This is a genomic window from Myxococcales bacterium, from assembly GCA_016706225.1.
In the GTDB taxonomy this organism is placed as follows: Bacteria; Myxococcota_A; Polyangia; order Polyangiales; family Polyangiaceae; genus JADJKB01.
Genome location: JADJKB010000022.1, coordinates 79,895 through 103,777, shown reverse-complemented (window position 1 = coordinate 103,777; position 23,883 = coordinate 79,895). Strand labels below are relative to the sequence as shown.

Here is a 23,883-nt window from a genome sequence, read left to right as displayed (position 1 = left end):
GCTGTGCTGCACGGCGGCTCCCGATCGGTGGCCGCGGGCGGTCGTGTGAGCGCGAGCCGACGTCGGCCAGCTCGAGCTGACCCTGTGGTAGGCTGGCGCCCAATCCAGCCAGCCATTGACCCACCAGGAACCGGCACGGTGGTTCGCTCCGACACGGAACGTGCCCGCACCGAAGAGAGCATCCGCAGGGTACTGGAGAACGCTCGGTTGCGCGCGGTTCCCCGGGTCATCGTGCAGGGAGCGCTTTCGATCGCCGAGATCGTGCGAGCGGAGAGCCACGACGTCGATCTCGCCATCATCGGGCTGCGCCTGCCGGCACGGAACGAACCCGCCGAGGCGTTCATGGAACGCATGAACCAGCTGCTGACCAATCTCCCGTCGACCGTGCTGGTGCGAAGTTCCCGGGGCTTTCAGGGCGAGGCGGTGCTGTTTGATGACCCCGGCGGGCCCAAAGCGACGGAGCCAGTCCCCGCGGCGCCCGCGACTCGAGGCCGGCTCGGGCGGCGCGAGTTTCTTGCGCGCGTGGGTCCGCCGGGCGGCTGGCGCACTGATCGGCGTGTTGGTATGAGCGTCGGCAGGCTGGGCGCTCGTTCTCCACCAAGCCAACGCGAAAGAGCTGAGTGTCATGAGCACCGCAACCCTTTTCCGGACGTCGTTCAGGCAGCTGGCCCCAACTGACACGGTGGCAGAAGCCGCTGCCCTGATGCTCCACGGGCAGGCCACCGATCTTCCTGTCGTGGACGCCAAGGGGAAACTCGTCGGGATGTTCAAGCTGCAGCGTTTGTACGCGAACCTGCTGCCGAAGGCGGTGCTGATCGGAACCGGAGTGCCCGACCTGCGTTTCATGTCGGACAGCATCGACGAGGTGCGTGAGCGGATGGCGGAGATCGCCCAATTGCCGGTCAAAGACTTCATGGTCAAACCCGACCTCATAGCCGCACCGGACGCTTCCCCCTTCGAGCTGGTGCACCTCCTGTACCGCGGTGCGAACAACATCCCTGTCGTGGATCCGGCGACTGGCCGCCTGGTGGGAGTGGTCGCGACGCACGACGTACTCGCTGCGCTCGTGCCTTCCTGACGGAGCAGCATGATGCATGGCGAGGCTGCAGCTGCGAGCCACGTGATCTTCGGTCTGAGCCCGTTCTGGGTGGCCGTGGCACTGTTCGTGGCGGTCTACGTCGCGATCATGACCGAGAAGCTGAACCGCGCCATCCTGGCGCTGGTCGGCGGCGGGCTGCTGGTGCTGTCCGGCGTGATGAGCCAGGAGGAGGCCGTCAGCGCCGTCGACTTCAACACACTTGGGCTGTTGCTCGGCATGATGTTGATCGTCAACACCACCCAGCGTTCCGGGCTGTTCCAGTTCGTGGCCATCTGGTCGGCCAAGCGAGTGAAGGCGAACCCTTGGGGCATCCTGCTGATGATGTCGCTGGTCACGGCGATCTTCTCTGCTCTCCTGGACAACGTCACCACGGTGCTCCTGACGGTGCCGGTGACCTTGCTCATCACCGACGAGCTCAAGGTCAAGCCGTATCCCTACTTGTTTGCCCAGATCTTCTCGTCGAACATCGGGGGCACCGCGACGTTGATCGGCGATCCCCCCAACATCATGATCGGCTCGGCTACGGGCCTCACATTCAACGACTTCGCCTACAACCTGGCCCCACTGATCGTGGTCGTGTTCGCCGTGACGATGGTGCCGATGTACCTCGTCTGGGGGCGCCACCTCACGGCCGACGCGGCGCACAAGGCGCGCGTGATGAGCTTCGAGGAACGCCAGTCGATCACCGATCCGGCACTGTTGAAGAAGTCGCTGCTGGTCATCTCGTTGGTCATCGCGGGTTTCGTCCTGCAGCGCCAGATCCACGTCGAGCCGGCGACCACGGCCATGGTCGGTGCGGCGGTGTTGCTGCTCCTGGACAACATCGGCAAGGACGCCGAGACCCAGTCGAAGAACGTGGCGGGTGCGCTGTCCGAGGCCGAGTGGATCACGTTGATGTTCTTCTTGGGCCTGTTCGTCCTGGTCCACGGCCTGGTGAAAGCGGGGGCCATCGATCTGGTTGCGAGGCAACTGGTGGGGATCACCCAGGGCCGCTTCAACGTGACGGCCTACGTCATCTTGTGGGCATCCGCGGTGCTGTCTGCATTCATCGACAACATCCCGTTCGTCGCGTCCATGATCCCCATGATCAAGGCGATGGCACCGACGTTCGGGGGCGAGCACGCGCTCCTGCCGCTCTGGTGGGCGCTCTCGCTCGGCGCATGTCTGGGTGGGAACGGCACGCTGATCGGCGCTTCTGCCAACCTCGTGGTGGCTGGCCTCGCGGATCGAGCCGGCGTGCGCTTCCGCTTCGTGGAGTACCTGAAGGTGGCGTTTCCGCTGATGCTCATCAGCATCGCCCTTTGCCACGCGTACATGTGGTTCCGGTTTCTTTGAGCCCGCATTGCACAGCGCGCAGTTCGTGCACGGAAGACTTCGTCTAAAGCTGGTGCTGCCGCCGCGATGGCGGTATTAGCCGCGGGCAGCGGAGCAGGTCGGCGCTTTTCGCGTGACGCTTCGTGGCGCTGGCCAGCATGGGCACTGACATCATCGAGAAAACTTCAGCACCCGCTCTCGGAGAAGCCGCGCACGCCAGCCATGTGCTGTTCGGCATGAGCAGTTTCTGGGTGGCTGTGGTGTTGTTCGTGGCCGTCTACGTCGCGATCATGACCGAGAAGCTGAACCGCGCCGTCTTGGCGTTGGTCGGCGGCGGGCTGTTGGTGCTCACGGGCGTGCTGAACCAGGAAGAAGCGGTCAAGGCCGTCGACTTCAACACCCTGGGACTGCTCCTCGGCATGATGCTGATCGTCAACACCACGCAGCGCTCGGGGCTGTTTCAGTTCGTCGCCATCTGGTCAGCCAAGAAGGTGAAGGCCAACCCCTGGGGCGTGCTCTTGATGATGTCGGTCGTCACCGCGGTCTTCTCCGCGCTGCTCGACAACGTCACGACCGTCCTGCTCACGGTTCCCGTTACCTTGCTCATCACCGAAGAGCTCCGGGTCAAGCCCTACCCCTACCTGTTCACGCAGATCATCGCTTCTAACATCGGTGGCACGGCGACGTTGATCGGTGACCCGCCCAACATCATGATTGGCTCGGCGACGGGCCTCACCTTCAACGACTTCTTGCTCCACGTGGGTCCAGTGGCGCTGATCGTTCTGCCGCTGACCATGGTTCCTCTCTACTTCGTATGGGGCCGGCACCTGACGGCGGACGCGGCGCACAAAAAACGCGTCATGAGCTTCGAAGAGCGAGAGTCCATCACCGACCCGGCCTTGCTCAAGAAGTCACTGCTGGTGATCGCGCTGGTGATCACCGGATTCGTGCTGCAGCGCCAGATCCACATCGAGCCCGCCACGACCGCGATGTTCGGCGCCGCGCTGCTGCTGCTCCTGGACAACCTGGGCAAAGACGCAGAAACCCAGTCGAAGAACGTGGCCGGGGCGCTGTCCGAGGCCGAGTGGATCACGCTGATGTTCTTCCTCGGGCTGTTCGTCCTGGTGCACGGGCTGGTCAAAACGGGGGCCATAGATGGACTCTCACGTCAGCTGCTTCTTGCGACGCACGGCGAGTTCAAGACCACGACGCTCGCTGTGCTCTGGGCGTCTGCGGTGTTGTCCGCCTTCGTCGACAACATCCCGTTCGTAGCTTCCATGATCCCGATGATCAAGGCCACGGCGCCGACCTTTGGCGGAGACGCGGCGCTTCAGCCGCTCTGGTGGGCGCTCTCCCTCGGTGCGTGCCTCGGTGGCAACGGGACGCTGATTGGTGCTTCGGCCAACCTGGTGGTGGCGGGGTTGGCCGAACGGGCCGGAGTCCGGTTCCGGTTCATCGAGTACATCAAGGTGGCGTTCCCCTTGATGCTCGGCAGCATCGTAGTCAGCCACGTCTACATGTGGCTGCGCTACCTTTGAGCGGCCCCCGCTCGTCGTCAGGCCGACTCGGCAGAACGTTCGCCGAGCAACTCGGCGAGCTTGCGGAAGTGCCCCCGCTCCTCGGTCACGATCCGGTCGAGGACCTCGTGCTCTTCGGGGGGCACCAGGTTCTTCAGCTCCAGATAGAACAGAATCGCGTCCTGCTCCCGCTGCATGGCAAACCGGAGGGCAGTCTCGCTGTCCTTCGTGCTGGCGAGCAACTCTGCAGCGCGCGCCTGGGAGAACACCACGTTGTCCACGTAGGCTCGCAGGTAAGCGTAGTAGTCCTCGGACGCGCTCTCGCCGGGGTCGAAGCGGCCAATGCGCTCGAGCATGCGCTTGAAGACCCGCTCGTGGTCGACCTCTTCGAGCGCGAGCGAGCGGAACGTTTGTTTGACCTTGGGGTCACTGACCTGCTGCTCGGCCTGGCGATAGAACTCCTCGCCTGTGCGCTCGATCGCGAGGGCAAGCTCGAGGACTTCGTTGGCGTTGAAATGCGTCATGGGTTGGCGCGCTCAGCCTAGCGCAGGCGCCGAAGATGACCCCGGTCATCCATCGATCGGACAGCGGTGAAACGCGCAGGAAACGCGCGCGCCCTGCGCTTCGGGTCGTGGTAAACGATCGAGGTGTGCAAGTTCGCGCGCGCCAAGAGGTAGCCATGGCAAAGAGCGAGAATTCCGGGGATAAGCGCAGTCAGGTCCTGGAGGAGCACCGCGAGGTCGTGCAGCACGTCAGTGAGCTGGACGCCTGGGCTGAGCCGAACACGCCGCGTGACGAGAAGTGGGGTCCGGAGCTGAGCCGTCGGGCTTCGATCGTCATCGAGCACCTGAAGCACCACTTCAGTGGCGAAGCCGAGGGCAGCCTTTTCGCCGATATCGCCAAACATGCTCCCCACCTCATGGGCAAGCTCACAACCTTGACCGCCGAGCACCGCGAGATTCTGGCGGAATTTCGTCAGGTAGCGGAGCACGCGAGCGCGCTCGGGCCTGGTGACGTCAAGACCGCAGCCCGCATCGGGGTGCGGGCGCGACGGGCGGTCGCAAAGCTGCGGCGTCACGAGGCCGAAGAGAACGAGCTCATCTTCAACACCTACTGGGACGATCTGGGCGTCGGCGACTGAACCCCAGCGGTTACCTCACCCCTTCTTGTTTGCCCGTGACCGCGCCTTACAGCGCTGCGGTCACCAACCATGGCTCAGATTTCGCATCCGTCGCGCGAGTCGTCCCCGAAAGGCGCACTACCCCGCCGCCATTCCGCATTCTTTTCGTTGGCGCCGTCCAGACGGTCTGGGCGACGCAACCGTTGCGGTGAATTTTCCGCCGCGGCCGAGAGAGGATCCAAGAGGCTTCGATGACCAGCACAGCGCCCCTTCAGAAGACCAACGGCTCTCAGGGGGAGCCGCTGCCCCAGGACTATCGCGTCGAGACGGTCAGCCAGCACGTCGTCGAGGTGGTGTGTGACTCCGGCGAGGGGGCCCAGACTGCGGGCCAGCTCTTCGGCACCATCTGCGCGAAGATGGGCAACGGCGTCTGGACGGTAGAGATCATCCCAGCGGAGATCGAACCGCCGGTGCGCTCCCGTTCGGGCGCCAGCGGAAACCGTGTCCGCATCGGCTCCGGCGAGGTCACCAACATGGGCGACTCCGCCGATGTGGTCATCTCGTTCAACGAGCAGGTGCTCTACAGCCGCATCGACGTCGGCGCGCTCAGGCCCGGCACCACGGTGTTCCTCGAGAGCAAATGGGCGAATGACCCGCAGACGGCGATCCGCGAGGCCTACGCCGAGGCCAAGGCCGACTTCTTGGCGCGGGGTTACGTCATCAGAGAAGTCGAGATGGAAGAGGAGTGCCTCAAGGTCGTGCCGGACGCGCGGCGCGGTAAGAACATGTTCGCGCTCGGCTTGATGTGTGCGCTCTACGGACACGACAAACAAAAAGTGCTCCACGAGGTGCGGGCCAAGTTCGCCAAGAAGGGCGAGAAGCTGCAGTCGGCGAACGCCGCGCTCGTCGAGACCGGCTACGCTTGGGCGGAGCGAAATCTGGACGTGCGTTATCGCATTCCGGCGCGTGAGACCACGGAGGAGCTCGTGGTCATGAATGGCAACCAGGCCACCGCTCTCGGGATCCTGGCTGCCGGCATCGAGCTCTGCTCCATGTATCCCATCACGCCGGCGACCTCGGTGACCCACTACCTGGCCTCCGCGATCCACAAGACCGGCGGATTCATCCACCAGGCCGAAGACGAGATCGCCGCCATCGGTTTCGCGCTCGGCGCATCGTACGCGGGCAAGACCGCCGTCACGGTTACCTCGGGGCCAGGGCTCGCGCTGAAGACGGAGTTCATCGGGTTCGCGGTGATGGCCGAAATTCCGCTGGTGATCGTCAACGTCCAGCGCGGCGGTCCAAGCACGGGATTGCCCACTCGGGTGGAGCAGGGTGACCTCTTGGCGGCGCTCTACGCCGCGCCCGGCGACGCGCCGAAGATCGTGATGGCTCCGTCCACCATCCCGGAGTGTTTTCACTTCATGATCACCGCCCGACAACTGGCCGAGACCTTCCGCGGACCGGTCATGGTCCTGACGGACGCCAACCTGGCGACGGGCCAGCAGCCGTTCAAGCGTCCCGTGCCACAGGAAGAATGGCTGGCCCCACCCATCGACCAGGGCGACTGGGAAGCGGGCGTGCCGGCCTACGCCTGGGACGAACGAACGGGCCTGTCGACCCGGCCGATTCCAGGGCAGAAGGGCGGCGAGTACGTGCTGACCGGCCTGGCGCACGACGAGCGCAGCAAGGTTGCTTATGAGTCCGCCATCAACGAGCGGGCCATGCAGCGGCGAAGCGCCAAGTTGCTCACGCTGCAGAGCACGCTAAAGCCACCGCAGATCCACGGCGACCCGAGCGGTGACCTCCTGGTCGTGGGCTGGGGTTCCGCTCGCGGAGCCATCGAGGAAGCGGTGGACCGCATCCGTGCCGACGGCGGCAAGGTGTCTTCGCTGACCCTGCGTTTCCTGTCTCCCCTCGAGCCGGGGCTCAAGGAGATCTTCAGCCGCTTCAAGCGCGTGATGACCGTCGAGATCAACTACAGCGACGACGTGAGCTCGCCGGGGGTCACGGAGGAAAATCGCAGATACTCTCAGCTCGCCTGGTACCTGCGGGCGCGGACGTTGGTCGACATCGATTGTTGGTCGCGCGTACCGGGCATTCCGCTTCCGCCCGGAGACATCGAACGCGAGCTGCGACGCCGGCTCAACGTGCAGTGAAGTGGCTCGAACGAGGATCAAGGAGAACGCGGAATGTTCGGACTGAAGCTCGACTGGGTTGCTGACATCTCCCCCCGCCACTTCGTGCTGGAGGACTACGAAGGTGCAACGCCGCGCTGGTGTCCCGGCTGCGGCGACCACGCGGTGCTCACGGCCGTGCAGAGGCTCGTGCGCGACTACCAGCTGCCACCGGAGAAGGTCGCGATGATATCGGGCATCGGCTGCTCCAGCCGCTTCCCGCACTACATGAAGACCTACGGCTTCCACAGCCTGCATGGTCGCGCGTTGCCCGTTGCCTGTGGCGTACGCAGTCGCCGGCCGGATCTGCACGTCTTCGTCTCGACCGGCGACGGCGACTGCTGCGCCATCGGCACGGCGCACTGGATCCACGCGATTCGTTACAACATGAAGATGACCGTCATGCTGTTCGACAACAACGTCTACGGTCTGACCAAGATGCAGACGTCGCCGACCAGCCGTCTGACCCAGAAGTCGAACACCCACCCCGCTGGGTCACCGCTCAGCCCGCTGAACCCGTTGTCCGTCGTGCTGGGCATCCGCAACGCTTCCTTTCTGGCTCAGACCGTGGACTGGAACCCCGTCCACGTGGCGGCAACCATCAAGCAGGCGTACGAACACGAGGGACTGAGCTTCGTGCGCATCCTGCAGCGCTGTCCGCATTACATGGATCACCAGTGGGACGACGTGCAGCAAGATCCGACCAAGCTGCTGCTCTTGACACACCCGGATGGGATCCCGGCCGACGCGAGCCTGAATCGCATGTTCCCCAACCGCGTCGAGCACGATCCGAGTGACCTCAAAGCGGCGCGTGACATCGCGGGCTCCGAGATGCCGATCCCGATCGGGCTCCTGTACCGGAACAAGAACGCGGAGCGCTACGACAAGGAGTCGGCTCGCGGGATCGGCACCGGCGTCGAGAAGAAGCTGGCGGCGGTGCAGAGTGAGATCGACCGTTTCCTCGTTTGAGTGGACGAAGCCATGTTGGAACCTCGTCAGGAGAGTGTAGCGAGCGGGGGCGCAGCGCGGGAAGGAGCAGCGCCAGTGCCAGAGAGCGAACCGAGCCAGCGGGTGTGTCGCGGGGGCACAGCCCTGGCGTTGACGGAGAGGACCCTGTGCGGCTCGGGTGCCGTGGGAACGGCGGCAGCGGCCGAGGGGCTCGCGCTCTCGGGAGTGCGGGCAGCCCGCCTGCTGGCCGACGAGGAGGTGCGACTCCTGAGTCACGCGGCGGCTGCGGTGCCGTGGGTGCTCCACCGCACCACGTTGCAGCGCGCCCGGGGAAATGCGTTTGGCGCGTTCGAGCTGGTTGCATCCACAGCCCAAGAGGCCTGTGACCAGGCCTTGGTCGCGCACATGACGGCGTTGGCCGGCGAGCTGCTGGTCCACCCGGGGTTCGAGCGTGAGCTCTGGTTGATTCAACCGCTCTCGGAAGACCAGGTGGCGCCGCTCTTTTCGGAGGCTGCGAGTCGCGAACGCCTCGTCACCGACGAAGACGCGGTGAGTCGCGAGCTCGGGATCGCCTTCGAGAAGGTGGCGGCGAAGCTCGGCAGAGTAATCGCACCCCTGACGAGGGAGCACAGCCACGACGCGGAGGTGGTGATCGTCACGACCGCCGATGCACGGGAAGTAGCACTTGCGGCGTCGGCCTCGCTCGGTGTCCGTTGCGCGGTCGTCTCGCTGGCACAGCTCCGACCCTTTCCCAGCAAAGCGCTGGTCGAAGCGGTGTCCGGAAAACGCGTGGCCGTGCTCGAGGCCGGGTGGATGAGGGGGCGTCTGGAACCTGCGGTTCGAGCGGCGCTGGGTGTGAACGCGCAATCGCTGCCGACCGCGGATCCATTTGGCGCGAATCCGATCCCGTCGCTCCGCGCAGCACTGGGTTTCCCTTCACAGGAAGAGGCAGTCGTCCCAGCGAGCTCCCCGCGGTTTGTCATCGGTGTGGTGCCGGCCGGCGCGCGTGCCGAGGCGCTGCTCGGCGACGTCGCCGCACGGCTGGCACAGGCCGGCTCGATCACCATCGCCGAGCCGGGCGGTTCCGGGGCCGCGTCGCTCCTTTCAGTGGGGCGGGGCGCGGGCAGCCTTGGCGGGCAAGCCAGCATCGATCTGCTCCTGGCGGCCGATCCGGTCCTGCTCGACCCGAGTCGGCTCGAGACTCAGCTGGCCGAAGCTGGCACCGTGGTCATCGCGTCGGCGGCGGACAGCGCACAGGCAGTGTGGAGTGAGCTCAGCGCTGCGCAGCGCGACGTGCTGAGACGCCGCTCCGCGCGGATCCAATGGCTGGACACTCGCCAGCGAACCAGCGAGCTCGATGCTCCGAATTCGGCTTGGCTCACCCTCGGTCGCGCGCTGATCGAGGCGAGCGCGCCGGCGGTTTCCAAGCGGCTCGGACTGGACGAAAACCGTGTTCGGTCCCTGGCTGGCGAACCCGCGCTGGTCGCGGTCGAGCCCACGGCGACGACGGTTGCGCGCGCGGCGCGCACCACCAAAGAGCGCCCGGTCATGCCAGCGGGAGTTACGAGCTCTGTGGCGTCGAGCTGGCGGACCGCGCTTCGGAAGTTTCACGTGACGGGGGAGGGGGCCGCCGGTGCCGCTGCGCTCTTGCCGTTGGCGCCCGCTGCTGTCTCTGCCTGGCTCGCCCGGGGTGTCGAGCAACAGTTTCCTTTGCTGGTCGACCTCGACAGCGAGCCCGCCGTCGTCCCGTTCATCACTGCGGTTTCAGCGGCCGCGAATTCGGCGGGCGCCGTGATCGCGGAGCACTTGCCGCGGTTCGTCGCGTCGGTGGCGCACGAGCTGGCTGACGCGAAGGGCCCAGCCCCCGTCGCTGTCACGCTGGAGCGCGCGTTGGCGCGGTTCGCTCGGGACTTCGAGCTGAGCGCTGCCGCGAAGAAGAGCTTCGATGGGGAGCTCGCGAACTTCCGCCGATCACTCCCGGTGGCTGGGCGGTTGCTTGGACTTTCCCAGCACGTTCACCTCGAGCTGTACGCCCGAGTGGTCCTCGCCGAACGCGCGCGCCGCACCTCGGAGACGCTGGAACAGATCAAGCGCCTGGCTTCGGCGCTCGGTGATCGGATCCGGATCGAGGCCGCGCGTTCACCCAAGGCGCGCTCCGCCGAAGGTGTGGGCTCCGTCCTGGGCGAAGGCGCCGCATTCATCGACCCAAGTGTGCTCGCCCGGACATTGCCGGCGACGCGCGGGCCGCGGCCGCTCGACGACGAACGCCGACGGCGTATCGAGCGCGCACATCAGACGCTGCAGCGCTTCCTTGCCGAGTTGCCCACCGCTTCGGAGCTCGTGGTGGTTCACCACGGCAGTGTGCCCGACGACCTCGAGCTCGGGCGAGCGGAACGCATCCGTCACGGCGACTGTTTCGAGGTGGCGTGCGGACTCTTCGACGGCATGGTGCTGCGTTTTGCGGAGGTCTTTCGCGCCGCGCGGGTGGCGCGGCTCGAGCTCGACGGCGCCTACGACGAGGCTGTGCACGGCGCGAGCATCGCGGCTCTCGAGTGGACGGGTTTCAGCGCAGAAGAGCTGCTGCTCGTGCCGCCAATCGTCGTGGTCGAGAGCGCCGACCGAGTGTGGAAGTCCTCCCTCGACTCCCTCTCCAGACTGCTGCGCTCGGGCCGTCCGATTCACGTGCTGGTCGAAGAGAGCCTCGCCCTGTCGGGCCAACCGGGACTCGGCTACGTGCTCGTTGCGCACCGCGAAGCCCTCGTGCTTCAAGCCACGCTCGCACGCCCGCAGCATTTCAGCGACGGGCTCGCACGCATGGCTGTTGCGCTCAGACCGGCGGTCGTGCTCGTTGCTCCACGCCCTGTGCCCGGTCCCATCCCGGCCTGGCTCGAGCTCGGCGCCAGCCTCGAAGGGCGAGCGCTGCCTCCGTTTTCGTACGATCCGGACCAAGGTGGCTCGTGGGCGGAGTGTTTCGACATCGGGCAGAACCCCCGAGCCGAGCTGGCTTGGCCGACCTCGACGCTCGAGATCCAGAGCGCGGATGGCACCGCGGGCAAGCTCGAGGTGACGACCACGTTTGCCGACGCGGCGGCGCTCAGCCTGGAAATGCGCGGACACTTCTGGTTGATCCCGCGCGAGGCCTGGAGTGACGAACAGGTCGAGCTCGCCCCCTACCTGACTCGACCCCCGAACGACCTCACCCACTTGCCGTTCATCTGGGTGGTCGGCGAAGACGGACAATTCGCGCGGGCGGTCGTGTCTCGGGAGCTGGCGTTCGCGTGTCGCGAGCGCCTGCGCATCTGGCATGTGATCCAGGAGCTCGGTGGCGCCGACAACGAACACGCGCGCCGCGCAGCCGACGCCGCCCGCCACGAGGCCGAGTCCGAAGCGCTGCGGGCGCAGCAGGCACTCGAAGCGTCGCACCAAGCCGAGCTCGAGCGCGTTCGCAACGAGGAAGCCAGCACCGCGCTCCGCCGACTCGCCGAGGCGCTGCTCAATCCCGGGGCGCTCGCTGCGCCCGCGGCCACGGCTCCGCCGGCGACGACGAAGAGCGTGGCCCGGGTCGGGGCTCCGCCTCCGACTCCGGAAGCTGCGGCTGCGGCGAGCCCGCCCGCGCCAGCCCCTGTCGTGGAGGAAGAGGTCGTCTCGTTCTCGGATCCCTACGTCGACACGCCGCTCTGCACTTCGTGCAACGAATGCCTGAACGTGAACCCGCTCATGTTCAAGTACAACGGCGACAAACAGGCAGTCCTCGCGGACGCCAAGGCCGGCACGTTCCTGCAGCTGGTCAGGGCCGCAGAGAAGTGCCCCGCCGCCTGCATTCACCCAGGGGAGCCCCGCAAAGACGACAAAACGGTCGACGCCGACCTCCTCGCCAGAGCGGCACGTTTCAACTGACGGAGGCCACACCGTGCCGCTGAATGAGATCGCAACGGCTGGGGGGATCATGTTCGGCGTCGCGCTGACGTTCGGAGTGATCTTGGCCATTGCCAACCGCAAGCTGAAGGTCTGGGAGGACCCTCGAATCGACGACGTCGAGAAGCTCCTGCCCGGCAGCAATTGCGGCGCTTGCGGTCAGCCGGGTTGTCGCGCGTTTGCCGAGAACGTGGTCGGAGGTAAGTCGCAGCCGAGCTCTTGCACCGTGAGCAACGCGGATGGCATCGCGGCCATCGCTGCTTATCTCGGCGTCGCGGCGGGTGAGCGGGTGAAACGCGTGGCGCGGCTGCACTGCGCGGGCGGAAAATCCAGTGTGCGGCGGCTCGCCGAGTACGAAGGGTTGCCGTCCTGTCGCGCAGCTTTCGTCGTGAACGGCGGAGGGCGGGCATGTTCTTGGGGTTGTCTGGGTCTCGGAGATTGTGATCGGGCCTGTTCTTTCCAGGCAATTCACATGAACACCGAGGCATTGCCGGTGGTGGATATCGACAAGTGCACGGCTTGCGGCGACTGCGTCGTGGCTTGCCCGCTCAACCTGTTCACGATCGAAGCGCTCGATCAGCCCATTATCGTCCAGTGCAACAGCCCACTCGCCGGAGCCGAGGCGACGCGGGCTTGCACGGTGGCTTGTGACGCTTGCGGCCGCTGCGCGCTGGACGCGCCGCGGGATGCGATCAGCATGCGCGGCGGCCTGCCGGTCATTCAGGACGCCGCGCGCGTGGACATCAAGTGCACGCTGCGCTGTCCGACCGGCGCCATCCAGGAGGTCCCAGGTGTGCAGTTTTCCCGAAGGCGACTGAAGGTGGCATCATGAGCTTCAGAGCAGCGGCGGCGAAGTGGTTCGAGCGCGTGGTGGGCGGCGACACAAAGAGCGTCGCGCCGGCGGCCGGACAGCGCGTCGTCAGCAGCGGCGCAGCGGCGGCGCTGGCCGCCGAAGTACAGACCAGCGAGCGGGTATTTCGCGTGGCCGCGCGGGGCGAGCTATTGACTCGCGCCGAGCGCTCGGCGGGTCCGAACGCGTTCGGCGCGCCGGTCTTCCAGACCGTGTGCGAGGACCCGCGGGCGGCCATCTCGAACGCTGCGGGGCGCGCGATGGCCGGCTCACGCGTCGCGGTGCTAATCCCCGAAGAGAGCGTCCTGGCGTGCCACGGGGCGCTGCACGCCGCCGTTGCGCGCCGTGCGCCGTTCATCGTCCACGCCGTCGTGTCGGCGGACACGGCCTCGGCCTCCACACTCGGCGCCCAAGGGCACGGGTCGTACCACGCGCTGGCTGACACGGGTGTGATCCTGTGCATGGCGCGAACTCCCCAGCGCGCGGCGGACATGGCGTTGATCGCACGGCGCGCAGCGGAGCTCTCACTCGTGCCGGCGGTCATCGCGCAGGAAGGACCCGAAACGGCCTGGGCTCCTGCGAGCCTCGAGCTGCCGAGCGCTGCGACCGTGCGGGAACTCTGCGGCCTGCCCAGCGAAGAGCTCGCCGCGCAGAGTTCAGCGCAGAGCATGCTGCTGGGAGAAAGTCGTCGTCGCGTGCCGCGTTGGTTCGATCTCGACCGCCCGGCTGCCCATGGAATGCAGCTCGCCGGTCAAGATCTGGCGCTCTCCCTGGCCGGCCAGCACGAGTTCTTCGGGCGGAACGTGATCGAGCTGCTGTCGGAGTCCATCGAGCGGTTTGCGTTGCTGACGGGGCGCAAGCTGGAGCTCGTCTCGAAACATCGGCTCGAGGACGCGAAGGTTGCCTTCGTGGCGCAGGGCGCCGCCATCGACGCCGCCACGGCCGTCGCCGACTACTTGCGCAAGGAGCGCGGCGAGAAAGTCGGAGTGCTGGGCATCGAGTGGTTGAGGCCCCTCGCGCGTGACGAGATCCGGAAGGCGCTGGCGCACGTCGAGACCATCACGGTGCTGGAACGCACGGGTGATGCCCTCGGAGCGGGCGGCCCCCTGTCGCGTGAGATCGAGAGTGCGCTCGGCGCCGAGAAGTCGCGAATCGTGTTCGCGAGTCATGGTTTGGGGGGACAGCCCCTGTCGAACTCGGATCTGCTGGGTGCTTTCGAGAACATGAAGGCAGGCGCGGGCGCCAAGCGGTCGCTATTGCTCGGAGTGGCCTTCCCTGAAGCCCACCCGAAACACACTCGCCGCGAGGTCTTGAATCAGAAGGTCCGCGGCGCGTACCCGGAGCTCGCGCGCTCGGCGCTGGCGATCGACGCACCGCTCGATCTGCGGCCGGCCTCCGCGCGTACTGTGGGACTCTGGGCTCGGACCAGCGAGTCGCCGGAGGACGTGTTGGACGCGCTCGCCACCAGGTGTGCAGCCGTAGTCGGTCAACACATCAGAAGTCGCAAGACCGGTGCCGAGCAGGGAACCTGGATGGCCGAGGTCAGTGTGTGCCCCGTGCCGCTCACGGATCCCGCGGGTGGGGTCTGGCACGACGTCGCAATCGTGGCGGCGCCAGAATTGCCGAACGACATCAATCCGCTGCGCAAGGTCGTGACGGGCGGCTCGGCGCTGATCGCCAGCCCACTGCCGGCGGAAGCGCTCTGGCGCGATCTTCCCGAGTCCTGGCGGAACGAGATCCGCACGCGTGGACTCGGCATCTGGGTGCTGAACGCGCCAGTCACCGAACTGGTGGAGCACGCTGCCTGGCTGCTCGCAAAAGAAGCCGCTACCGCGACCGCGAGCGGCGTGCCCGAGCGATTGCAGTGGGAGAGTTTCCCTGAGCTCGCTCCGGCGCCGGCGGATTCGCCCGTGCCCCTTGCGGTGCGACGCTTCACGAGCGCGCGTTCGACCTACGACAACCTGCCGCGCTTCTGGGGTGAGCTAGCGGAGCCCCGCATCGACGCGGGCTTCGCCGAGCGGGCGCCGGATCCCTACTTGTCGCTTGGGGCAGTGCCGCCCAGCACCAGCGGACTGTTTCACGTTGCTGTGCATCAGAACCGCTTGCCCCAGTTCGACGCCGAGCGCTGCACTGGATGCGGCGCATGCTGGAGCGCCTGCCCGGACTCGGCGATCGCACCGAGCGTCATCCGTAGCGAGCGCTTGCTCGATGCGGCGGCTGACCTCGCGGCGGAGCCCGGCGCCGAACGCAAACCTCAAGCAGAAAAGCTCAAGCGCGCCCACAAACAGCTGGCTGCTCGTGTGGACGGCAGCCTGGCGAAACAAAAACATCGCCGGCTGACCACCGAAGTCTTGCGCGAAAGCTTCGACTGGCTCACGCAGCAAATGAAGGTCACTGACGACGATCGCCCCGAGTTCGAGCGGGCGTTCGAGACCACCCTGCGCGCCATCAGCGCACTACCGTTCGCCGTGACCGAAGCGTTCTTCCACGGACCTCACGGTGCTGCGAAGGGAAGCGGGGAGTTGCTCGGCCTCGCGCTGAATCCGGCGGCGTGCCAGGCCTGCGGAGGCTGCGCCGCAGTGTGCGCCGAAGAAGCGATTCGGGTCGTAGGGCGCACCGAGCCGGCAGTGCATGCGGCACAGCTCGGCTTCGGAGTCTGGGAGCGCTTGCCGGATCCAACTGGAGAGAGTCTCGCCCACGCTGCCGGCCTCGACGCCGTGGGCAAGCTGCCAGCCGCGCTCGCCAGTCGACACACGCTGCTCAGCGTGACGGGCGGCGGAGGACACGAGCCGGGCTCCGGCTCACGCCTGGGAGCGCGCTTGGCCGTCGCCGTGACGGAGTATCGCCAGCAGCGCCTGTCGGTGACCGAGCTGGGTCGCATGGACACACTCCTCGGGCAGCTGCGCGAGGCGCTGCGGCGCGAGCTCGCTCAGGCCATTCCCGCCGACGACCTTGGTGCGCTCGAACGCGCTCTCGAAGATGTACCCGATCGCGGCGGCAGCATGACGGCGGTGCTCTCACGCCTGGACAATCTGGGCGAGCAACGAGGACTGGACGGCGACAAAGCACGCAAGTTGGTGCACACCACAAAGAAACTCCAAGAGCTCCGCGAAGCGATCGCAAGCGGCGCCGACGGAATGGGCCGCGCACGTCACGGCCTTGTGGTGACGAGCCCAACACTGGCCGAGTGGGCCGCAGAATTTCCCCGCAATCCATTCGCCGCACCCGTGGTGGTCGATCTCTCGGGTGGCGCGTTCGATCTCGCGCTCGGCCTCGCAGAGAGCATGGCAAGAGCGCACGTGGCCGAGACACGGCTCACACGTTTGGCGGAGCTCTGCCTGGCGGCGCCTGCCGATTGGATGTTGAAGGAGCGTGAGCTGGAGCAGCTGACCTTCGCGGCTCTGGCACCCGTCGAACGAGCGCGCGCGGCTCCGATGTTGGTCCTCGCCGGCCCCGAGGCTCTCAGCGCCGAAGGTCGTGCGGGCCTCATGCGTGTGCTCGGGGCGGACCTGCCGATCAAGGTCATCGTGCTCGACGGACGCGAGCACCTGCTCCGCTCGGGTGAATCACTCTTGCCCTTCGTTGCGGAGCGTCGTGCCTTCGTCCTCTCCACGACCGTCGCTCACCGCGAGCACTTGTTCGCCGGCGTACATGCCGCGCTCGACGCCGAAGGACCCGCGCTGATTCACCTGTACGCACCGCGTCCCGGTCCTCACGGCTTCGACACTGCGATCACGCTCGAGCGCGCGCGGGCGGCGGTCGACTGCCGAGTCCATCCGCTCCTACGCTGGGACCCCGCGGCGGAAGGGGTGTTCGGCTCCAAGCTGAGCCTTGCCGGCAACCCCGCGCTCGACCAGCCGTGGGTCGAAGATGCGAGCGGCCAGCTGCTGACGCCGGCGCACTTCGCGCTGAAAGAGGCGCGATTCGCCGCGTGTTTCACCGAGCCGAGTGGGGCGACTCGGAGTGTGGCCGCGTGGGCGCTCGGCGACCCGAGCGAGCGGGGCAGCGCGGCGCCGAGCGTGACGTTGGATGGCGTCGAACGCTCCCTGAACGCCGACCTGGCTCGCGCGGTGGTCGAGCGACTCGACACGTGGCGTACGTTGCAAGAGCTTGCGGGTGTCTCCACGCCATTCACGCTGAGTGTGCGCTCCGCCGCGGAGGGTGACCTGCGCGCCGAGCACCAGGCGGCGCTCGCGGCGCTCACGGCGGAGTACGAAGCGAAGCTGGCGGCGGAGACCGCGCGCCATGCGGAAGACACAACGGCTCGCCTCGGCACACGACTGCTCGAGCTGGCGGGTTATGGAGCCGCCCGAAGCAAACCCGGCGAGGGACCGACGTGACGAGTTTGTCCCTGACGGGGCGCACCTTTCGCCACGGCGTCCACCCCGCGGAGCGGAAAGAGGCGACGGCAGCCTGTGCGCTCGAGCGCGTGCCCTTCGTCGACGAGTACTCGCTACCGCTGTCTCAGCACATCGGCGCGCCTTCCAGAGCGCTGGTTCGTCCTGGGCAAAAGGTCGAGCGTGGCCAGGTCATCGCCGAAGCGTCGGGTTTTGTGTCCACCCACTTGCACGCGCCGGTGACCGGCAGCGTGAAGGCGATCGAGCTGAGACTCGCGCCCAACGGCAAACGGGTCGAGACGATCGTCATCCAGGCTGACGCCTATTCGAGCCAGAAGGTCACACCCATCGAGGTCCCGGACTCGAAGACCGCGGATACCGAGGCACTGATCGACGCCATCCAGCGCGGCGGTCTGGTGGGTCTCGGCGGCGCGGCGTTTCCGACCCACGTCAAGCTCAAGGTCCCCAAGGGGAAACGCGTTCAGTTCGTGATGCTCAACGGCTGCGAGTGTGAGCCCTACCTCACCTGTGATCACCGGGTGATGGCAGAGCGCGCGGCGGACGTGAAGCGTGGTCTCGACCTGATCATGCAGGCCACTGGTGCGGAGCGCGCCTACATCGGTGTGGAGCTCAACAAACCCGATGCGATCGCGGCACTGGAGCGGGAGGTCGATCCAAAGCGAGTGGAGGTCGTCGGGCTGCAGGTGAAGTACCCGCAAGGCGCCGAGAAGATGATGATCGACGCCATCCTCGCGAAGGAGGTGCCGGCTGGCGGTCTGCCCCTCGATCTGGAGATCGTGGTGCAAAACGTGGGCACCGCCGCGGCGCTCGCCGATCTGTTCGACCGCGGCCAGCCGTTGATCGAGCGGGCGGTGACGGTGACCGGCCCCGGCGTGCGCCGACCGGCCAACGTGATCGTGCCGATTGGCACCTCAGTCCGAGAGGTGATCGAACACTGCGGCGGTCTGCTCCCCGAGGCACGACAGGTCGTTCTGGGTGGTCCGATGATGGGCATGGCGCAAAAGAGCCTGGACGTGCCCGTGACGAAGGGCACCTCTGGCATTCTGGTCCTGACGCGCGTCAGCCATACCGCGCCGGAAGAGCCGTGCATTCGCTGCGGGCGCTGCCTCGAGGCGTGTCCCATGTTTCTCAACCCGTCGCGACTGGCGCAGCTGACCCGAGCGGAGCTCACGGACGAGCTGAAAGAGCAAAATGTCCTCGACTGCTTCGAGTGCGCGAGTTGCTCATTTTCGTGCCCGTCTCACATCCCGCTGGTGCAGTTGATCCGGGTGGGTAAGGGCTTGGTTCGGCAGAAGGAGTCGGCGTGAGCGAGGGCGTCCACACTCTTCAGATCTCCACGTCGCCGTTCGTGCACCGCGGCCCGACAACGCGCAGTGTCATGCTCGAGGTGGTGGCTGCGACGGTCCCGGTGATCGCCGCCGCAACCTACTATTTTGGCCTGACGGCGCTGCTCTTGGTGGTTTCGTCCGTGGTGGGTGCCGTCGCCACCGAGTGGTTGCTGTCGGATCGCAGGGGTTGGTCGACCCTGCGTGACGGCTCCGGCCTGCTCACCGGCATCTTGCTCGCGCTGACGCTGCCGCCGGCCATCCCGCTGTGGATGGCCTGCCTCGGCGGCATCGTCTCGATGGCCCTCGGCAAGATGATGTGGGGAGGCCTGGGCAAGAACATGTTCAACCCCGCGCTAGTCGGGCGGGCGTTCTTGCAGGCGGCCTTCCCCATCACGCTGACGACCTGGGTCGCACCCCGGCAAGGCATGCTCCACATGAACGGCAGCACGTTCGCGCTGCCACTGATGAAGGCAAAAGTCGACATCATCAGCTCGGCCTCCCCGCTCGGGCTGTCGAAGTTCCAGCACAAGGGCACCGAGCTGGGCCACCTGCTAAGCGGCAACACCTCGGGCTCACTCGGCGAGACCGCGGCCGTGCTGTTGATCGTCATCGGGCTGTGGCTGGGTTTGCGCCGTGTCTTCGACTGGCGGTTACCGGTGTCAACGCTGCTGTCGGTGGCCGTGCTCTCGGGCTTGCTTCACCTGTGGAAGCCGACCGCGTACCCGACGCCGATCTTCATGTTGCTGTCGGGCGGCCTGCTGTTTGGTGCGGTCTTCATGGTCACTGATCCGGTCACCACCCCGCTCACTCCCCGGGGTGCCTGGATCTTCGGGACCGGCGTCGGTCTGCTCGTGGTGCTGATCCGCATATTTGGCGGGCTGCCCGAGGGTGTGATGTACGGCATCCTGCTGATGAACGCGCTCTGTCCGTTGATCGACAAAACGACCCAACCGCGGCGTTTTGGAGGCAAGCGATGAGCGCCGGGGCGGAGCCTTCTTCGCTGCGTTTGGCCGGCACGCTGGCGCTCGCCGGACTGGCGTCGGGTCTGATCATCGTCAGCGTCTATCTGGGTACGCTCGAGAAGATCCAGGAGAACCGGGCGAAAGCCATGCAGGAGGCCATCTACAAGGTGCTGCCCGGCACCTCGAAGATCGAACCCTTCGCGCTGACCGGCGCGACGCTCGTGCCGTTCACCGGCAAGATCGGCGCGCCGAACCGGGACCCGGTGATCTATCTGGGGCGCGACGAGGGCGGGAAGGCGATCGGTTACGCCATCCCAGCGGAGGGGGCCGGCTTCCAGGACACGATCAAGCTGCTCTACGGCTACGACCCCGCGCGACGGGCAGTGATCGGCATGGAAGTGCTGGAGAGTCGCGAGACGCCCGGCCTGGGTGACAAGATCGCGTTCGATCCCCACTTCAAGGCCAACTTCAACGAGCTCCTCGTCGACCCCAAGGTCGAGCTAGTGAAAAAGGGCGACAAGACCGCCAAGAACCAGGTGGACGCCATCACCGGCGCCACCATCTCGTCGCGCGCCGTCGTCTCCATTCTGGGCAAGAGCCACGCAATTTGGCTGTCGAAGCTGGGCGCTGCCGATCCCAAGACGGCGAGTGCGGAGGCGAAGTGAGTATGACGGGAAACGACGACAGACCTGCGTGGCCGGAGGTGACGCGGGGGATCTGGAAGGAGAACCCGGTGCTCGTGTCAGTGCTCGGGCTGTGCCCGTCCATGGCGGTGACGAACTCCCTCAAGAACGCCCTGGTCATGGGCGCGGCCACCAGCTTCGTGCTGATCGGCTCGAGCACGTTGGTGTCGACGATGCGCAAGATCATCCCCGGCCCCGTCCGAATCTCGGTCTACATCGTGATCATCGCGACCTTCGTCACGGTCATCGACTTCACCCTCGCGGCGCTCTTGCCCGCGGCTCACAAACAGCTTGGCGCCTTCATCTCGCTGATCGTGGTCAACTGCATCATCCTGGGACGAGCGGAGGCGTTCGCGGCGCGCAACCCCGTGTGGCTTTCCATCGCCGATGCCCTGGGCATGAGTGTGGGGTTCACGCTCATCATCAGCCTGATCGGGGCGATTCGCGAGCTGCTCGGCAGTGGAACCCTGCTCGAGTTTCCGGTCCTGGGCGACAGCTTCGAACCGTGGGCCATCATGGTCTTGCCGCCCGGTGGGTTCCTCACGCTGGGAGGGCTGCTGACGCTGTTTGCCTACGTGCGGCAGCGGCGCGCGCGGGCGGCAACCCGGGACAACGGCGCAGAACAGGCGGTGTCGTGATGGGCGACATGGGGAACCTGGTCTTCATCTTCGCTTCCGCGTGCGTGATCAACAACTTCACGCTGAGCTACTTTCTCGGGCTGTGTCCGTTCATGGGCGTGACGACCAAGGTCGACACGGCGTTGCGGCTCGGGCTCGCCAACATCTTCGTGATGTTGATCACGGCACTCTCCACCTGGGCGCTCAACCGATTCATCCTGGTGAAGGCACCTTACCTGGCGGTCATCAGCTACATCGTCGTGATCGCGAGCACGGTTCAGTTCGTCGAGATGGTGATCAAGAAGCTCAGCCCCGTCTTGTTTCGTGCGCTCGGGATCTACCTGCCGCTGATCACGACCAACTGCGCCATCCTGGCGCTGGCCCTGTTCCAGACGAGCCGCGGCTACGGGCTGGTCGAGGGGCTCGTGTTCGGCCTTGGCAGCGGCGTCGGACTCTCTCTGGCGCTGGTGATCATGGCCGGGATCAGGGAGGAGACCCAAGTGAACGGATCGCCGGACCTGGTCAAAGGCACGGCACTGAACTTCCTGATCGCCGGGATCCTGTCGCTGGCGTTCATGGGTTTTGCGGGCCTCTTCTCCAACGCGTAAGGTAGTCAGAAGATGGTCGAGATCCTCGCTGTACTCGGACTCGCTGCCGCGTGTGCGCTGTGGGTGCTCATCGATCGGGCCTCCGGCGGCTGCGGCAACAGCGGGCGCTGTGGGGCTTGTGGAGGCGGTGGAGGCTGCAGTCGCGACCCGCACGAGGATGACGGCCCGGGCGAGCGAGCGTCCAATGGCGACTCACCGGCCGCGCGCGCCGGCTGATTGCGAGCGGCACTCGGCTGTGATGTCGTCCGGCCGAGACGCACAAACCAAGCATGGAGCCGGAGTTCACCGAGGCGTTTGCTGACCGTTACCTCGTCAAGGAGTTGCTGGGTGAAGGCGGCATGGGCGTGGTGCATCACGCCATTGACTCGACGACTGGCGAGAGCGTCGCGCTGAAGATACTGAGACCCTCGGTCGCGAAAGACGACAAGGTCGTGAAGCGTTTCGTCCAGGAGGCCGAAGCGGCTCGGCGCGTCGTTCACCCTAACGTGGTGCGCTACCGCGAGAGTGGGCTCTGGCGCCAGGCTCACTATGCCGTGATGGAGCTGGTCGACGGGCCCACGTTGCGCGAGCACGTCGAGGCAAACGGTCGAATGGATCCCACGGTGGCGCTGTTGTTGATGGCCCAGGCTGCGCGCGGGTTGGCCGCGATCCACGCGGCAGGCGTCGTTCATCGCGACGTAAAACCTGCCAACTTGTTGCTGGTGGGTCCCGACACTCCGCCATCGTGCATCAAGATAGGCGATTTTGGTCTGGCCAAGCTCGACCACAACCCCGTGACCGGCTCGCTCTTGGCGATCGGCACCGTCGACTTCATGTCGCCGGAGCAGGCGCTTGCCGATACGGCGGACGCGCGCTCCGACGTCTACGCGCTCGGCATCGTGACCTTCTTCGTGCTGACCGGTGAGTTGCCCTACATTGGCAAGAACGCTCCGACTTCGATGGCGCACCAGCTGTTGAGTACGCCGCCTCCGCCCTCGTGGTTGGTCGAGGAGCTCGACCCCGCGATCGATGATTTGGTCGCCGTCGCACTGCGCAAATCTCCCGACCGGCGCTTCCAGACGATGGACGCGTTTTGTCGTGCGTGTGAGGTCATCCTCGGCAAGCCGGGGCCGGAACCCGAGGTGCCCAAGCTCGACGGTCCAGACGAATACCAACCGCAGACCGAGCAAGCGAAGCTGATCTTCGGTGCGCTGAAGAACGAGCTGGCAACGGGGAAGTGAGGAGCCGGAGCGACCGGTGGCTCTGTCAGTACCCGGCGCGACGGATCGCGTGATACGAGCTGGACGCCGTGCGGAAGCCCTTGGTGCAGCCGTAGGAGCAACCCTTGCACTCGTAGGCGTACATCGAGCCCCAGCCGTCCCCGTGGTCGTACACGAAGATGTGACCGGCACCACCGCTGCGATACACCATTGCATCGCCTTGCTTCAGCGAGCCCTTGTCGATCGTCTTCCATTGGCTCGTGTCTTCATTGAAGTCCGCGGTGCTGTACGGGTGAGAGTCCTTGGTCAGATCCGAATTGGTCGACGGAACCTGCCAGACCTTCGCCACGAAACCCGAGCAGTCGCCGCCATAACTGCCGGAGTGCGTGCAGTTCGAGCAACTCCCGGAGCACGAACCTTTGTTGGCCGCGGTGGGCCCCTCGGGCAAGAACCGGCCGTGTCCCCACCAGTACGAAAAACCCACGCCGCTCTCGGCTCTGGTCATCGCTTCTTGAGCGGGTGTCAGCGGGCCGCCGCCGCTCGAGCCGCCTCCACCGCTCGAGCCGCTGCTGCCGCCAGAGCCTCCGGCGCCCGCCGCTCCTCCTCCGCCGCAGTTGCAGTCCGCAGCGCACACCGCGCAGCTCTCGCCAGCTGGATCGCAGTAACCATCTCCACAAACTGGTGCGGGTAGTCCGCCACCGCCAGCGGCTCCGCCCGCCTGTCCCGCCACGCCTCCCGAGCCACCTCCACTCTGACCACCGCCGCCCATGGGCAAGTCGGGCGTGAGCTCGGTGTCGGGATCTGGCAGCGCGCCCGCTGCGCCGGAGGTGCCGGTATCATTCGGAGCGGGGGCCTCGGTCGAGACACTGCACGCTCCCAGGAACGCTGCGATGCCCAACGTCAGGACGATGCAGCGCGCGAACATGCGCTGAGTATACGCAGGAATTGATCCAGCCGTGCCGCGGCGATGACAAACCCAGCTGGCGTAGTCGAGCGCGCGCATTTGCAGAGCGCGCGCGGCCTCTGGTTCGGCGTCCGTTTCGCCGCGGTCCAGACGGATTCCGGACGGAACCGGATTTGGTTTCAAGGCCTACATTTTCCCACAAAGTCGACATCGCGGTTTTTCTCGGCGTTTTCCCTCAGAAGTGGGGCGGCACGTCGCGTGCTTAGTGCCGGCCAGGTAGGAGC

General features: G+C 66.2%; 19 protein-coding genes. 17 read left to right on the top strand and 2 right to left on the bottom strand.

Annotated elements, in window-relative coordinates; translation table 11 throughout:
• Positions 1–138 precede the first annotated feature (138 nt).
• The 4 genes from IPI67_31565 (at position 139) to IPI67_31550 (ending at position 3,951) form a co-directional block, all read left to right on the top strand.
• Positions 139–678, top strand: coding sequence for a hypothetical protein (locus IPI67_31565; protein ID MBK7584713.1), 540 nt, complete (start codon positions 139–141; stop codon positions 676–678).
• A 4-nt stretch (positions 679–682) separates the two neighbouring features.
• Positions 683–1,078, top strand: coding sequence for a CBS domain-containing protein (locus tag IPI67_31560; GenBank protein MBK7584712.1), 396 nt, complete (start codon positions 683–685; stop codon positions 1,076–1,078).
• Positions 1,079–1,090: 12 nt separating this feature from the next.
• Complete coding sequence (locus IPI67_31555; GenBank protein MBK7584711.1) at positions 1,091–2,434, top strand: ArsB/NhaD family transporter; 1,344 nt, start codon at positions 1,091–1,093, stop codon at positions 2,432–2,434.
• A 137-nt stretch (positions 2,435–2,571) separates the two neighbouring features.
• The gene (locus IPI67_31550) at positions 2,572–3,951 is read left to right on the top strand and encodes an ArsB/NhaD family transporter (protein ID MBK7584710.1); all 1,380 of its coding nucleotides are present in this window, start codon (positions 2,572–2,574) and stop codon (positions 3,949–3,951) included.
• Between the two features lie 17 nt (positions 3,952–3,968).
• Here IPI67_31550 and IPI67_31545 read toward each other — a convergent pair whose 3' ends face one another.
• Entirely contained in the window at positions 3,969–4,454 is a 486-nt protein-coding gene (locus IPI67_31545) for a ferritin family protein (protein MBK7584709.1), read from the bottom strand.
• 155 nt (positions 4,455–4,609) lie between these two features.
• Between IPI67_31545 and IPI67_31540 the strand changes: the two genes are divergently transcribed.
• The 13 genes from IPI67_31540 to IPI67_31480 all read left to right on the top strand — a co-directional run bounded on the left by IPI67_31540 (position 4,610) and on the right by IPI67_31480 (position 22,716).
• Positions 4,610–5,071 carry a hemerythrin domain-containing protein gene (locus tag IPI67_31540; protein MBK7584708.1) on the top strand — a complete coding sequence of 154 codons (462 nt, stop codon included), beginning with the start codon at positions 4,610–4,612 and terminating at the stop codon, positions 5,069–5,071.
• A 230-nt stretch (positions 5,072–5,301) separates the two neighbouring features.
• On the top strand, positions 5,302–7,209 hold the full coding sequence (locus IPI67_31535; GenBank protein MBK7584707.1) for a 2-oxoacid:acceptor oxidoreductase subunit alpha: 1,908 nt from the start codon (positions 5,302–5,304) through the stop codon (positions 7,207–7,209).
• Positions 7,210–7,242: 33 nt separating this feature from the next.
• Positions 7,243–8,196, top strand: a complete 954-nt coding sequence (locus IPI67_31530; GenBank protein ID MBK7584706.1) for a 2-oxoglutarate oxidoreductase — start codon at positions 7,243–7,245, stop codon at positions 8,194–8,196.
• A gap of 75 nt (positions 8,197–8,271) precedes the next feature.
• Positions 8,272–12,072 carry a ferredoxin gene (locus IPI67_31525; GenBank protein MBK7584705.1) on the top strand — a complete coding sequence of 1,267 codons (3,801 nt, stop codon included), beginning with the start codon at positions 8,272–8,274 and terminating at the stop codon, positions 12,070–12,072.
• A 13-nt stretch (positions 12,073–12,085) separates the two neighbouring features.
• Positions 12,086–12,922 (top strand): RnfABCDGE type electron transport complex subunit B, encoded by an 837-nt coding sequence (locus tag IPI67_31520; GenBank protein MBK7584704.1) that lies wholly within the window; start codon positions 12,086–12,088, stop codon positions 12,920–12,922.
• Positions 12,919–17,280 carry a 4Fe-4S binding protein gene (locus IPI67_31515; protein ID MBK7584703.1) on the top strand — a complete coding sequence of 1,454 codons (4,362 nt, stop codon included), beginning with the start codon at positions 12,919–12,921 and terminating at the stop codon, positions 17,278–17,280. The genes IPI67_31520 and IPI67_31515 overlap by 4 nt, the downstream gene beginning before the upstream one ends.
• 11 nt (positions 17,281–17,291) lie before the next feature.
• The gene (rsxC, locus tag IPI67_31510) at positions 17,292–18,605 is read left to right on the top strand and encodes an electron transport complex subunit RsxC (protein ID MBK7584702.1); all 1,314 of its coding nucleotides are present in this window, start codon (positions 17,292–17,294) and stop codon (positions 18,603–18,605) included.
• Complete coding sequence (locus IPI67_31505; GenBank protein ID MBK7584701.1) at positions 18,602–19,603, top strand: RnfABCDGE type electron transport complex subunit D; 1,002 nt, start codon at positions 18,602–18,604, stop codon at positions 19,601–19,603. Before rsxC ends, IPI67_31505 begins: the two co-directional genes overlap by 4 nt.
• The gene (locus IPI67_31500; GenBank protein MBK7584700.1) at positions 19,600–20,253 is read left to right on the top strand and encodes an FMN-binding protein; all 654 of its coding nucleotides are present in this window, start codon (positions 19,600–19,602) and stop codon (positions 20,251–20,253) included. Before IPI67_31505 ends, IPI67_31500 begins: the two co-directional genes overlap by 4 nt.
• 2 nt (positions 20,254–20,255) lie before the next feature.
• Positions 20,256–20,909, top strand: a complete 654-nt coding sequence (gene rsxE, locus IPI67_31495; GenBank protein ID MBK7584699.1) for an electron transport complex subunit RsxE — start codon at positions 20,256–20,258, stop codon at positions 20,907–20,909.
• An 8-nt stretch (positions 20,910–20,917) separates the two neighbouring features.
• Entirely contained in the window at positions 20,918–21,496 is a 579-nt protein-coding gene (locus IPI67_31490; protein MBK7584698.1) for an electron transport complex subunit RsxA, read from the top strand.
• A 12-nt stretch (positions 21,497–21,508) separates the two neighbouring features.
• Complete coding sequence (locus IPI67_31485; GenBank protein ID MBK7584697.1) at positions 21,509–21,712, top strand: hypothetical protein; 204 nt, start codon at positions 21,509–21,511, stop codon at positions 21,710–21,712.
• A gap of 53 nt (positions 21,713–21,765) precedes the next feature.
• Positions 21,766–22,716, top strand: a complete 951-nt coding sequence (locus IPI67_31480) for a serine/threonine protein kinase (GenBank protein ID MBK7584696.1) — start codon at positions 21,766–21,768, stop codon at positions 22,714–22,716.
• A 25-nt stretch (positions 22,717–22,741) separates the two neighbouring features.
• On the opposite strand, the gene IPI67_31475 is transcribed toward IPI67_31480, so the two are convergent.
• Complete coding sequence (locus IPI67_31475; GenBank protein MBK7584695.1) at positions 22,742–23,620, bottom strand: hypothetical protein; 879 nt, start codon at positions 23,618–23,620, stop codon at positions 22,742–22,744.
• Positions 23,621–23,883: the final 263 nt, after the last annotated feature.